Annotated in this window: 12 protein-coding genes; 1 reads left to right on the top strand and 11 read right to left on the bottom strand. The window is 58.5% G+C overall.

The features are described 5' to 3' along the window. Nucleotide 1: 1 nt before the first annotated feature. The 5 genes from ABOK31_RS25335 to ABOK31_RS25315 all read right to left on the bottom strand — a co-directional run bounded on the left by ABOK31_RS25335 (nucleotide 2) and on the right by ABOK31_RS25315 (nucleotide 3,980). Nucleotides 2–1,015 carry a zinc-binding alcohol dehydrogenase family protein gene (locus ABOK31_RS25335; RefSeq protein WP_349959453.1) on the bottom strand — a complete coding sequence of 338 codons (1,014 nt, stop codon included), beginning with the start codon at nucleotides 1,013–1,015 and terminating at the stop codon, nucleotides 2–4. Between the two features lie 66 nt (nucleotides 1,016–1,081). After that, nucleotides 1,082–1,873 (bottom strand): transporter substrate-binding domain-containing protein, encoded by a 792-nt coding sequence (locus ABOK31_RS25330; protein ID WP_349959452.1) that lies wholly within the window; start codon nucleotides 1,871–1,873, stop codon nucleotides 1,082–1,084. A 47-nt stretch (nucleotides 1,874–1,920) separates the two neighbouring features. After that, the gene (locus ABOK31_RS25325) at nucleotides 1,921–2,649 is read right to left on the bottom strand and encodes an amino acid ABC transporter ATP-binding protein (RefSeq protein ID WP_092706470.1); all 729 of its coding nucleotides are present in this window, start codon (nucleotides 2,647–2,649) and stop codon (nucleotides 1,921–1,923) included. Beyond that, on the bottom strand, nucleotides 2,633–3,286 hold the full coding sequence (locus ABOK31_RS25320) for an amino acid ABC transporter permease (RefSeq protein ID WP_349959450.1): 654 nt from the start codon (nucleotides 3,284–3,286) through the stop codon (nucleotides 2,633–2,635). The genes ABOK31_RS25325 and ABOK31_RS25320 overlap by 17 nt, the downstream gene beginning before the upstream one ends. Before the next feature lie 10 nt (nucleotides 3,287–3,296). Beyond that, nucleotides 3,297–3,980, bottom strand: a complete 684-nt coding sequence (locus ABOK31_RS25315; protein WP_349959448.1) for an amino acid ABC transporter permease — start codon at nucleotides 3,978–3,980, stop codon at nucleotides 3,297–3,299. Between the two features lie 154 nt (nucleotides 3,981–4,134). Here ABOK31_RS25315 and ABOK31_RS25310 point away from each other — a divergent pair, with 154 nt between their 5' ends. Then, nucleotides 4,135–5,019, top strand: a complete 885-nt coding sequence (locus tag ABOK31_RS25310) for a GntR family transcriptional regulator (RefSeq protein ID WP_349959447.1) — start codon at nucleotides 4,135–4,137, stop codon at nucleotides 5,017–5,019. Nucleotides 5,020–5,200: 181 nt separating this feature from the next. Here ABOK31_RS25310 and ABOK31_RS25305 read toward each other — a convergent pair whose 3' ends face one another. The 6 genes from ABOK31_RS25305 to ABOK31_RS25280 all read right to left on the bottom strand — a co-directional run bounded on the left by ABOK31_RS25305 (nucleotide 5,201) and on the right by ABOK31_RS25280 (nucleotide 12,457). After that, entirely contained in the window at nucleotides 5,201–5,725 is a 525-nt protein-coding gene (locus ABOK31_RS25305) for an invasion associated locus B family protein (protein ID WP_349959445.1), read from the bottom strand. Nucleotides 5,726–6,525: 800 nt separating this feature from the next. Continuing rightward, entirely contained in the window at nucleotides 6,526–8,208 is a 1,683-nt protein-coding gene (locus tag ABOK31_RS25300; protein ID WP_349959444.1) for an ABC transporter ATP-binding protein, read from the bottom strand. Then, entirely contained in the window at nucleotides 8,205–9,074 is an 870-nt protein-coding gene (locus ABOK31_RS25295; RefSeq protein ID WP_174173242.1) for an ABC transporter permease, read from the bottom strand. Before ABOK31_RS25295 ends, ABOK31_RS25300 begins: the two co-directional genes overlap by 4 nt. Next, nucleotides 9,071–10,021, bottom strand: a complete 951-nt coding sequence (locus ABOK31_RS25290; protein ID WP_349959443.1) for an ABC transporter permease — start codon at nucleotides 10,019–10,021, stop codon at nucleotides 9,071–9,073. Before ABOK31_RS25290 ends, ABOK31_RS25295 begins: the two co-directional genes overlap by 4 nt. Continuing rightward, entirely contained in the window at nucleotides 10,002–11,633 is a 1,632-nt protein-coding gene (locus ABOK31_RS25285; RefSeq protein ID WP_350019284.1) for an ABC transporter substrate-binding protein, read from the bottom strand. Before ABOK31_RS25285 ends, ABOK31_RS25290 begins: the two co-directional genes overlap by 20 nt. A 443-nt stretch (nucleotides 11,634–12,076) precedes the next feature. Further along, nucleotides 12,077–12,457: a pore-forming ESAT-6 family protein gene (locus ABOK31_RS25280; RefSeq protein WP_349959441.1), complete on the bottom strand. Its 381-nt coding sequence runs from the start codon at nucleotides 12,455–12,457 to the stop codon at nucleotides 12,077–12,079. Nucleotides 12,458–12,760 lie beyond the last annotated feature (303 nt).

The raw sequence follows: 12,760 nt of genomic DNA, 5'->3' as shown, positions 1-12,760 counted from the left end.
TTCATCTTTCGACAATCACCTTCAAAACGTCGCGGTTCTTGTCCCAAAAGGGCAATGCGCCTTCAGCCTCGGCGAAGGGTATGACCTTGGAAATAAGCGAGGCGGCACGATCGCCGATCGTCTCAAGATAAGCGATCACCGCATCGAAATCGGATTTGGTCGCGTTGCGCGAGCCCATGATGTCCAACTCCTTGAGATTGAACATTTGCGTCTGATAGGTAACGGGAGCCTTGGCATAGCCGACATAGACGACGCGCCCGCAAAAACCGGCAAGATCGATCGCCTGGCGAAAAGTTTCCGGAAGACCGACCGCCTCGAAGGCCACATCGACGCCCTGATCGCTCGTCAGCTCCACGATGCGCGCTCCGACATCCTCCGCACCGGCATTGATTGTATGGCGAGCTCCAAACTGTTTTGCCAGCGCGGTCTTTTCCGGGCTGAGATCGACGGCGATCACTTCGGCTCCGCGAGCAACGGCTCCGATCACCACGCCCATGCCGATCATGCCGCAGCCCAGCACGACGATGCGATCGCTCGACGACACGCGGCCGCGCGCCACTGCATGGAAGCCTACCGACAGCGGCTCGACCAAAGCAAGAAAGCGCGGATCGAGCGTGTCATTCAGGATGAGCTTCTCCGCGGAAAGAACGATCTCTTCGGCAAGCCCGCCATCCTGCTGGACACCAAGCGTTCGATTGTAGCGGCAGGCATTCACGCGCCCCTTCCGGCAGGAGGAGCAGGAGCCACAATTGGTATAGGGAAGAACGATGACGCGCCGCCCCGGTTGATAGGCGGACGATACACCCGCCCCTGTCTCGATGATTTCACCGCCGATTTCGTGGCCGGGAATGCGCGGTAATTCCACGAGCGGGTTCAGACCTCGAAACGTGTTGAGATCACTCCCGCAAATGCCGACATGGCGTACGGCAACGCGGACATCGCCGTCCCCGAGCTTTGGGCGAGCGACATCGGTGAAACGGCTGACGCCTTCACTTTCGATCAACAGGGCTTTCACGTGACGATACCTTTTCCGGATTGGGGGAGCGAACCGGACGCCGATGCCCGGTTCGCTGGAAGCAGATCAGTTCAGGGTGGCGATGTCGGCCGGCAGGTCGACGCCGTTATATTTCTTGTAGATCTCGTTGAGTTTGCCATTGGCGAGGTTCTCATCGACGAACTTGTCGAGCCGCTGCTTCAACGCCGCATCGCCCTTGCGGATGCCGATGGCATAGGGGAATACCTTGAGCACCATCTTCACCTCGAACTTCGACGCGGGGTTGCGCTCGTTGGCTGCCTTCATGATTTGCGGCGACGTCGCCATCACATCGACCTGACCACTGACAAGCGCCGTGACAAGGGTCGCGTCGTCATCGTAGCGTACGATTTCCGAGCCATCATTGACCTTGGTGACTTCCTTGTCGTTGACGCTGCCGCGCGTGGTGCCGATGCGCTTGCCCTTCAGGTCGGCCATGGTCTTAACGCTCTGGCCGGAAGGCGCCGCGATGACCGATTGGATCACACCATAGGGCTTGGAATAGTCGATGACCCTCTTGCGCTCGTCCGTCACGCTGAGCGACGCGATCACCATGTCCGCCTTGCCCGTCTGCAGATAGGGGATGCGGTTCGGGCTGGTGACCTGGACGACGTCCAGCGGCTGACCGAGCTGCTCGGCAAGAAGCTTGGCAACCTCCACGTCGGAGCCATAGGGCTGCATGTTCGCATCGATCATGCCGAATGGTGGCGAGCCGAGATCAAGGGCGATGAGCACCTTTTTCCGAGCCTGGATATCGGCCAGGGCATCTGCCTGCGCATGGCTGGCGAAAGTACCCAGGATCGCAACTGCAGTGGCTACTAGAATATGACGACGCTTCATGGTTCTCCTCCGGTTTATTTTTGATTGCGTTTAGCGGCTCGTTGTTCTCAAAGCCCGTTGCCGACGAAACTGCGCAGTTCCTCGGTCTGAGGGGCATCGAGCAAGGCCGCCGGGCCGTGCTCCCAAACCCTGCCGAGATGCATGTAAAGGACATTGCTTGCCACCTTCCGGGCAAACGCCATTTCATGGGTGACGAGGATCATCGTCATGCCGCCGCGCGCGAGATTTTCGATGACCTTCAGCACTTCGCCGGTCAGTTGCGGATCAAGCGCAGACGTCACCTCATCGAACAGCATGACCTGCGGCTGCATGGCCAACGACCGGGCGATTGCAGCTCGCTGCTGCTGGCCGCCAGACAGTTGCTCGGGGTAGAAAGAGGCTTTCTCCGCAAGCCCTACCCGGCCGAGACAATCGAGCGATATATCCCGCGCTTCGGCCTTGCTCAGCTTCTTGACGCAGGTCAGCGCCAGCGACGCATTCTCCAGGACGGTCAGATGCGGGAAAAGGTTGTAGCTCTGGAAGACAATGCCAACGTCGCGACGAAGTGCGCGTTTGTCGAGGTCCGACGAGTGGATCTTGTGCCCACAGACCTCGATCTCGCCGCCCTGAATGGTTTCCAGCGCATCGATGCATCGCAGGGCCGTCGACTTGCCCGAGCCGGACTGACCGATAATGGCAACCACCTCGCCGGGCTCGACCGAGAAAGAGACACCGTTCAGGACCTGCAGCGCGCCAAAACTCTTGCGGACATCGGATAATCTAACGATTGGAGACATTCAGTTTCCTTTCCAACTTCCGGCTGGCGAGCGTGAGCGGGAAGCAGATGACAAAGTAGATTGCGGCGACCACCATGAAGATGCTGAAGGGCTGGAAGGTGGAATTGTTGATCAGCTTGCCGGCCTGCGCGAGCTCGACGAAACCGATCGCCGATGCGAGCGAGGTGTTCTTGATCACCTGGACGAGGAAACCAACCGTGGGCGGTGTCGCGATACGCAGCGACTGGGGCAGAATGACCCGTGTCATGCGCTGCCAGCGCGAAAGGCCAAGACATTCGGCGGCCTCCCATTGTGTCTTGGCGATCGACCGGATAGCTCCGCGCCAGATCTCGGCAAGGAAGGCCGAGGTGTAGAGCGTAATGGCCACGCCGGCCGACAGCAGCGCCGGAAGATTGTTGAACCCGGCAATACTGAGCCCGAAATAGACGATGAAGAGCAATACCAGCAGAGGCGTTCCCTGGATCAGCTGCACATAGGCGGTCGCCGTCCAGCGGATGATCCGGCTCGGCGAAATCCGCGCCAGAGCGACAACGAAACCGACCACGCCGCCGCCGATGAAGCCGAGCGCCGACAAAGCCAGCGTCCAAAGCGCGGCTTCGAGCAGGAAGATGAACTGTGTCAGGCCGAAAGTGGGCATGGGGTTCTCCTCACAAGGCCGTGCCAAGCTTGCGCTGGCGCTTGAAGACCACGAAGCCGATCCCGAGAAGCGCCCATCGCATGAGAAAGGACAGCGCCAGATAGAGGGCACCGACGACGATGTAGGTCTCGAAGGACAGGAAGGTGTCGGACTGGATGCGGTTGGCGACTGCCGTCAGTTCCTCCGCCGAAATCTGCGACGTGATGGACGATGCGAGCATGAGCAACACGAACTGGCTGACGAGCGCTGGATAGACGCGTTCAACCGCCGGCTGGAGAATGACATGCCAGTAGGTTTGCGCAGGCGACAGTCCAAGACATTCGGCCGCCTCGATCTGGGCCTTCGGAACGGCCTCGATGCCGGCCCGCATGATCTCGCAGACATAGGCGCCGATATTGACGACGAGCGCGACGATCGCAGCGACATTGGCCGGGATGCGCAAGCCAAGCGTGGCGATGCCGAAATAGATGATGAACAGCTGCACCAACAGCGGCGTGTTGCGAATGACGTCCACATAGGCGCCAACGACTGTCTTCAGCATCGCCGAGCCGCCGGTCCGTGCGATCGCACAGAACGTGCCCAGCACAAACCCTGCGATAGTTGCGGCCACCGAAAGCTGGATCGTCAGCCAGACGCCTCTAGCAAACTGATCCCAATAGGGAAGCAGGCCTTCGAAATCGAAAGTGTAGCTCATGCGGCGCCATCTTCCCGGCAGCAGCAATGAGCACTGAAATGTGCTGGTCTCATTCCCGAGCTATCCTCCCTAGCTTGAGGCGGAATCTACACGGTTGAGACGATTGATTTAAAGTGGTATTTTATGTTTAAAAAACCAAAGAGATCAGACCAACATGCGTTCCGAAAACCTCTTCAAGCGCCAGTTCAACGAATTCCTGCGGCACGTGCAGTCTGTCGGCCATGGACACGCTCTCGGCTCGGAACGCGAGATCGGTCGAATCCTTGGCACCAGCAGGACGACGGTTCGCAAGTGCCTCACGGCCGCGACGGAGAGCGGGCTTCTTTCCACGGATAGGATCGTCCTGCGCCCGGCCGAACCATCCGAGCTCTACACTGAAGCCGAGACCATCCCGCCCACATTGATGGTCGAACGCGCCTTCCTGACATGGATACTCCAATCCGACAGCGGGCCGGGTCAGGCTATCAATGCGCTTCAGCTCGCGCGGCAATTCGGCGTGTCGACGACGACGATCCGCGAGTTTTTGCAAAGCTTCCGGCATTTTGGCCTGTTGGAGCGCGAAGCCGGCGGCAAATGGGTCTTCCGCGGCATGACGCTGGAATTCGCCAACGAGCTTTCCGATATCCGCGAAATTTTCGAAATGCGATCTGTCATGCGCTTTGCGGAACTCGATGACGGCGACCCGAGCTGGAACCAGCTGCGGAAGCTGCGGAGCGAGCATCTTGAGCTGCTGCAGACGATCGAGACCGACTATCACCGGTTTTCACTTCTGGACGAGCAGCTGCATCGCTTGATCAACAGCGCTTCCAGCAATCGCTTCGTCACCGAATTCTACCACGTCATCTCGCTGATTTTCTTCTACCACTATCAATGGAACAAGAAAGACGAGCGCATTCGCAACGAAGCGGCTGTCTATCAGCATCTGGCTTATATCGATGCGATCCTCTCAAGGGACCAAAGGAAAATTAGCCAGACCTGCACGGCACATTTGAGCGAAGCGCGCCGGACATTGCTTGCCAGCATCACCCGGGGAACTTGAAAAAGTCCGCTCGAATAGCTGCCGGCTGACGATCTCCGGTAACCATCGGCAAGACGACCGAAACCCGGTCTGCGATATTCGATACCACGGCGAAAGCAATGGAAAGGAGCGGGCATTGGATCCCGGATCTATGCCTTTGCAGCTCGGAGAAAAAACGCCAACCACCACATGCAGTGACCTGTTACTGAAGGGTTAAGCCTGATCCGATGTCAGTTCTTGCGCCGTAAGGATCGACAATGGAGAGCGCCCGGCTGAGAGCTTCGGCAAACCCATTGAGTGAAATGACGTAGCTCATGTCACGACCTGTATCGGTCGCAGCCAGCATCACGTGGAGGCTGCGCCGCCGCCGCAGGCTGGCAACCATGGCTGCATCGAGCTTCAGCTCGACGGGGCAGCCGCGCGAAGAGGCGGCACCGAACGGCTGAGCCAGACCCAAAGCAGCTTCGTCACCCCGCGACGACCGACCACTCCGCAGATGCAGCCCCAGCGGCAAGGCCAGCACGCCCCTCAAGCTCCCACCCTCGGGAGTGAGCTCGATCGAAAGTACTGGCGTGTTCGTCTGCAGATCATACAGCGTGTAGGAAATCGCATAATGCGGCCGCGTATGATCGGCAGCTCCTTGATAGACGATGGTCAGTGTCCAGTCGCCATAGCGCTCTTGCAATGTGCCTACACCGGCGGCGGCAACGGTAGTCCGGCTAGCCATCACAATCCTCCACTCGGTCGATTTGCCAATATGAGCAAGCGCCCATCGGCACGCCTTATGAGCTCGAATAACGCCATCCCATTCATATTTGCTCCCCGCAACATTATGCGCCCCATCTCGCTCTCCCCGCCTTCAAGAATCCGAATTATTCCGAACCAATAACGTTAATTTCACGCCAGCGCACCATCGAATCGATGTAGTTCAAAGAATTATTCTTTTATAATATTCAATTAATATGGCTGCTTTCGACGGAAACAAAGCTGAATTTTCAGGCTATACATAAAATTTATGACCACTAAACATACGTGTTATTTTTCATTAGCAATAGTTACTTCAACTTCACCTATATTGAAAACGGCAATTATAGACCAATAAGTGTGCATGATATTGCAAAAAGTCGCACACGAATGGAGCGGGCAGCGCACAAATCCGGACGATCAGATAGGCAGACGATGCAATTTCGCACCGGAAACCGCATCGGGCGCGTCTCGCCAGCGGTCATTTGAATGACGGCTCCCAGAAAGGCAGCATCGACAATGCTCTTTCGCCGCCCTCGTGACGGCAAGATCAGCGACAACGGTTTTTCCGGCGAAATGCTGCCCGCCAATCTTCCCGACGGCAACATCGGTAGTCCCAGCTCAAATCCATTCTGGCAGATAGTATGGACCCGATGGCGAGCAGGTTGACGGCGTGATACTTCTCAAGGGTAAGACGCCGACAGCAATGGGGTCAGCACCGGCCATTTTCGCCGTCGACAAGAGGATGTAAAGAATGCGCCCAACCGCCTTACGACCAGGCCTCTAGTGCGAAAACCTCGGCACCGATGCAATCAGTTCGCGTGTATAGGCATGGCGAGGCCGTTCGAAGACGTCTTCGACAGATCCGGCCTCGACGATCGCTCCCTGCTTCATGACGACGATCCGATGGCTGATATGCTGGATCACTCCCAGATCATGCGAAATGAAGATCATCGACAGGCCGAGCCTTGCCTGCAGATCGACCAGCAGATCCAGAACCTGGGCTTGCGTCGTGACGTCGAGTGCCGAAACGGGCTCGTCGCAAATCAAAAGCTTCGGCGTCGCGGCAAGAGCCTGTGCGATCGACACGCGCTGGCGCTGACCACCGGAAAGCGTGGTCGGCCTTCGGGCAAGCAGATCCGGCGGCAACCCGACCAGATCCAGCAGACCGATGATCCTCTCGCGCCGCTCCGATCTGCCGAGCCCGCCATGGAGAAGCAAGGGTTGCTCGATGATGCGCTCGACGGTGAAGCGCGGATTGAACGAGCTGAGCGGGTCCTGGCTGATCGTCTGTATTCCGGCCCGGAGGGGACGGCGCATGCGTTCGGAAAGCGCACTCCACGGTCGCCCTTCATACAACACCTCCCCTGCATCCGCCTGCTGTAGCGCCAGCGCGATCTTGCCGAGCGTTGTCTTGCCCGAACCGGATTCGCCGACAACACCCAGCGTTTCGCCGCCGTCGATATGAAGCGATACATCGCTGACAGCGCGCAGAAAGCTGCCATCCGTGCGCCTGAAGCTCATCGACACATTGCGGATATCCAGCAGACGCTCGCCCGCGCGAACGGGCTCGCAGGCCGGCAAGGGCGTATCCGGCGCGCTGAGACGACGACCACGATTCGCCGCCGTCGGCACGGCTGCCAGGAGCTGCCTTGTGTAGTCGTGCTGTGGCTCTGACAGAACGCTGCGCGCCGGGCCGGTTTCTACCAGCTGGCCCTTTTCCATCACGGCGACCCGATCGGCGAGCTGGGCGGCAACTGAGAGATCATGCGTGATCAGGAGGATGCCATGGCCGGCAGCGGCCAGCTCCTTGAAGATGGAGAGCACTCTTTTCTGGACGCTGACATCCAGCGCCGTCGTCGGTTCGTCGGCGACGAGCAAGCGCGGCTGGCCGGCAAGTGCGGAGGCAATCAATGCCCGTTGCCGCAATCCGCCCGACAATTGATGCGCATATTGCCCCATCCGCGATTCGGGCTCGGGAACACCGACATGTTCCAGCAATTGCACAACATGCTGCGATACGAGTAAGCGCGGCGCCAGTCGATGCGTGAGGATAGGCTCAGCGATTTCGCGGCCGACGGTTCTCAAAGGATCGAGCGATACGAGCGCGTCCTGGAGAATGAAACCGATTTCGCGCCCGCGCACACGGCGCCAGGCTTTTTCCGACAGATCGAGGAGATTGAGCGGCCGGCCATCATGAGCGGTCAGCTCTATTCTGTCGGCTTTCACCACGGAGCGCGATCCGGCGAGACCAACAATCGCCCGGGCCGTTACCGATTTTCCGGATCCGGATTCGCCAACCAATGCAAGGATTTCGCCGGGCGCGATCTGCAGCGACAAGTCGCGAACCGCATCCACGCGGCCTTGCGGGGTCTGAAAGGCCACATTCAACCCCTTGACCGCAAGCAGCGGGGACGGCTCGGAAGTGGCAGTCCGAAAGTCTCGCAGGGTGGCCTGAATATTCACCGCAGATCTCCCGTTGCGAGAAGGGTTTGCAGCCGGCGACCAAGCAGCGTGATCGAAATGACGGAAAGCGCAACCACCGTTGCCGGTAGCAGGCTGGTCCAGGGCGCGATATCGAGAAAATTGCGACCATTGGCGAGGAGCGCACCCCATTCCGCCGCCGGCGGCACGACGCCAAGGCCCAGAAAGCTCAGGGCCGATGCGGATAGTACCGAACTCCCCACGCCAACCGTCGCGAGGATGAGCAGCGGCCGGATGGCGTTGGGGATGATATGCCGGCTAATGATCGTCCATGGATGCTCTCCAAGCGCAACGGCATGTTCGACATAGCCCGACAGCTTGATTTGAAGCACCTGCGAGCGGATCAGCCGAGCATATCCGGCGATGCTGGCAAGCCCGACCGCCAACAGCGTATTTGCAGGCCCGCGCCCGAGCACTGCGATCACCAGCAGCGCAAGCAGCATTTCCGGAAATGCGAGCAGGATATCGATGATGCGCAATAAAAGCCCGCCGATCGGCCTTGGAGCCAGCGCAGCCATCGTCCCCAATACGATACCACCGAGACTGGCAATCAGGGTGGCTCCGATGCCGATGGTCAGGGATTGCGAGGTTCCGTAAACCACGCGAGAAAACAGATCCCGGCCCAGTTCGTCGGTTCCGAACCAATGTTGGCCATCAGGCGGCAACAGGATCACATTCGGATCGACGGCCTCGGGATCAAAGGAAGACAACCATTGCGGCGCCCATACCGCAACACCGAGAACGATCACAAAGGCGAAGGGAACAAGCAGCCCGAAAGACAGCCAGACCGGGCGTCCGCGCGCGACGCGGCGCTCCTGCCTGCTTTCAGCTAGCACGACATCGCTCAAAGGCCTGTCCTCCTTAGACGTGGATCAATCAGAAGGTAGAATGCATCGACAAGCAGATTGACGATGACGAAGGCAAGAGCAGACAGCATCACGAGACCGAGGATCAGCGGCATGTCGCGAGTCTTGATAGCTTGAAGCGTGATCTGCCCTATTCCCGAACGGCCGAATACCGTCTCGGTCAGGATCGAGCCGCCGAGAGTGCTCGCGAGCAACGTGCCGGTGAGGGTCGAGCCCGCCAGCGCGGCGTGCCGCAAGCCATGTCTGACACGCAGGACCGTCTCGCCGACGCCGCGTGTCCGGACTGTCAGCGAAAACGGCTGGGACAGTGCCTCCTCCAGGCCGTCGCGCAATACCTGGCTTAAAAGTGCTGCCAGCGGCAGGCTTAAGGCTATGGCGGGCAGCACAAGCGCGGATGGTCCGTCATTGCCGGTGACCGGAAACCATTCCAGATTGAAGCTGAAAATCGTCAGCAGCACAATGCCGATCCAATAGACGGGCGTACTCAGAAGGATCAGCTCTATCCCCGAGGACAGCAATGTCAGGCTTTTGCGACGGCCTGCTGTCGCCAGGGCCACGCTGATCGCCAGAAGAAGAGCAAGTGCGATCGCGCTCCCGGCGAGCTGCAATGTCGGTCCCGCCGCCTCATAGATCACCTCGGAAACGGGTTGCCTATATTGGTAGCTTTGTCCGAAATCGCCGCTCAGAGCCTTGCCGATATAATGCGCATATTGCAGCGCGAGCGGCTGATCGAGGCCATATTGATGCACCAATGCGGCCCGTTCTGCCTCATCGACGACGTTCTCCCCACCAGCCAATATCGCGACGGGATCGCCGGGAATGAGCTTGACCGCGATAAAGGCAATCGTTGCCGCGCCCCAAAGCACGGCAACGATTACCCCGGTCCGCCGCACAGCGGTTTGGAAGAGCTTAGCGGTCCAGCCAGGCATCGTAGAAATTCGGCTTCGCATTGGTGGCCCAGGAAATGCCATGGAGGCTCTTCGAGGCGCCGAGCTGATAGGCCGCCACGAAAAGTGGCACGGCATAGGCCTGCTCGATCACTTCCTTCTGCACCTCGGCATAGAGCTTCTTGCGCTCGGCATCGGAAGCCCCGACCGCTTTCGTCAGCTTTTCGTCGAGGCTTTTGACGCGCGACGCATTCTGACCGGCAGGCGGAATATAGGCCGAATGAAACACCGTTCGCAGAATGTCGGGCTCGGCGCGCACGTAGAAAAAGGATACGAGATCGTAATCATTGGCATTGGTGCGAGCGGTCCAGCCGCCGGCATCGACCGGATCGAGCTCAAGATCGAAACCCGCCTGCCGAACCTGATACTGAACAGCCTGCGCCAGGGTCACTTCCGTCGCGGCAAGTGAGGTGCTGTCATAGACATAGTGCAGCGCCAGCCGGCTGCCGTCCTTTTTGCGAATGCCATCGGCGTCCTTCTGCGACCAGCCCGCCTCGTCAAGCAGCCGGTTGGCTTTTTCCAGGTCGAAGCCCCATGAGCGGGAAATGTCATGGTCATAATAGAGCGTCGACGGGCCGAGGATATTGTCGGCCGGTTTCAGGGTTCCGAAGAAAGCGGCCTTGACCGCCGCAGGCCCATTGACGGCGCGCTGGAAAGCCTGCCGCACCTTCAGCTCCTGAAATGGTCCCTTCGAGATATTCAGGAAATAGGCACTGTTGACGCCAGGGTTTTCTCGCGTCACCACCTGCAGCTTGCCGTTACCTTGAACAGAGCGGTAGTTTGCCGGCGGCACCGCATCGATCGCCTGTAACTGACCGCTCGCCAGCGCGCCGAGGCGCACGGAAGCTTCCGGCAGATATTTGAAGACAATCTGATCGAAATGGGCCGGCCCTTTATGCGCGGCATAGCCGGGACCCCAGCTGTAGTCGGCGCGACGGCTCAGCTTGCTGCCGCTGCCCTTGGTGAAATTGTCGAGCACGTAGGGACCCGACCCGATGACCGTATTCGTCGTGCTCTGCGCCTTCTGAAGATAGGTCGGCGATTGGATACCGAGATAGGGAAGGCTCAACCCTTGCAGCAAGGGCGCGAAGGATTGGCGATAATGGATCACCACCGTACGGCCATCGGGCGCCTCGATCTTGTCGATCGGCCCGAGCAGCGACTTGGCGTAGCTGGAGGTCGTTTTCGGATCGAGAATGCGATCGAAATTGTATTTGACCGCGGTCGCATCGAGCGGAGTGCCATCGCTGAATGTCACACCCTCACGCAGATGGAAGGTATAGACGGTATTGTCGCCGTTGATATCCCAGCTTTCTGCGAGCCACGGCGTGAACTTGTTGTCTTCGGCCTGCCCGACGAGCGAGTCAACGATATTACGGGTAATCAATGCCGTGACGGAATTGCCCGTAATCGACGGATCGATGATGGAAGCATCCGTTCCCAGTCCGACATTGAGAGTGCCCCCATCGACCGGCTTTGCCGTATCGGATGCGGCATTTGCCGCGGTGCCCATCATCGTCAAAAAAGCAAATGCCAGGCCAATGCCGATCTTGCTTCGCCCGGTGCCGTTCATGCTTGGATGCCTTTTTCTCATATCCCGTCCCTATATTGGTCGCTGCGGCATCGATCATGCGGCCAAGAGACCATTCGACATCGCGCAGACTGAACGGCATGATAATTGTCTATAAAAACACTAGACTAAAGGCATTGTGGTGCGTTTATGCAAAGAGAGGCGGAAATCCGTTTCAAGATCGCTGAGGCCTTCGGTGGCAACCCGGCCCGTGGCTCGTTCATTGGCGTTGGAATGATCTCAAGCAAACCATCAGGCAGCTCGAAGCGACGGCCCTGCAAAGATCAATAGGAGCGTTCATTCAGAAAGACGCCTCTCGCCCCTGGCACGCCTTCTTTTCCTAATTACTAGTCGCTTGATATGCTTGGCGTGACGGCTCTTGTTCCACCATATCCGGATATGGTGATGCAGATGCCAATACTGCGCATGGCAAGCTGCGGCGGTTTCAACCGTCGCAGCTTGGTACCTCATTTGGGAAGTTGTGCGCCGGCCTGCTTCACCGCATTCGCAATGGTTTCGCAAAACTGCTTTTCAGTCACGTTCTGCGCTTTCGTAATGGCTGCAAGGTCCTGATTCACGCCCATGGCGGAGATCTTGCCCTTTTCACCCTCTTGCTCGGCCGCGTCGCCCTTCGACGTGTCCGAGGGTGCCGGTATGAGGGCGAGCATCTTCGTTTGGGTCTCGACAGCGGCCCCATCGATATGGCCCGCATTCTGGCAATATTTCAGCACGCCAAGCTGGTTGCGTGCCGAATTATAAGCCAATTCCATTTGGTCGTTTGAGACCTGTGCATAGCTTGGCGCGGCAAATCCGAATGCCACGATACCGATCAGAATGATCTTCCGCATATGAAACTCCTGATTGCTTCAACATGCTGCGATGTATCCTCCAACGCCTTAAAGGCAATAGCTGCAAAAATCGGAAAGTGTTCTACTCAGGAGAGCATCGCCATGGGGATCGAAAGAAAGCCAGAGCCTTCGGTATCATCGTGGTCGCCGACAGAACCTGCCCCACAGCGGTTCGCGCATAGTTCCGTTCGGCAGCAATCATACGGGGTTTCCGGCTCGCGCGCGGGGGCGCAAGGCGCAGATGACGCCGATAGCATCCAGTCATTTCCTGTGGGAAAGCTTAAAACTTCATCCGGTCAACCC

The sequence above is a fragment of the Rhizobium sp. ZPR4 genome, assembly GCF_040215725.1.
GTDB lineage: Bacteria > Pseudomonadota > Alphaproteobacteria > Rhizobiales > Rhizobiaceae > Rhizobium > Rhizobium rhizogenes_D.
The sequence above is the reverse complement of the archived record's forward strand: the minus strand, read 5'-3'. Positions and strand labels throughout refer to the sequence as shown.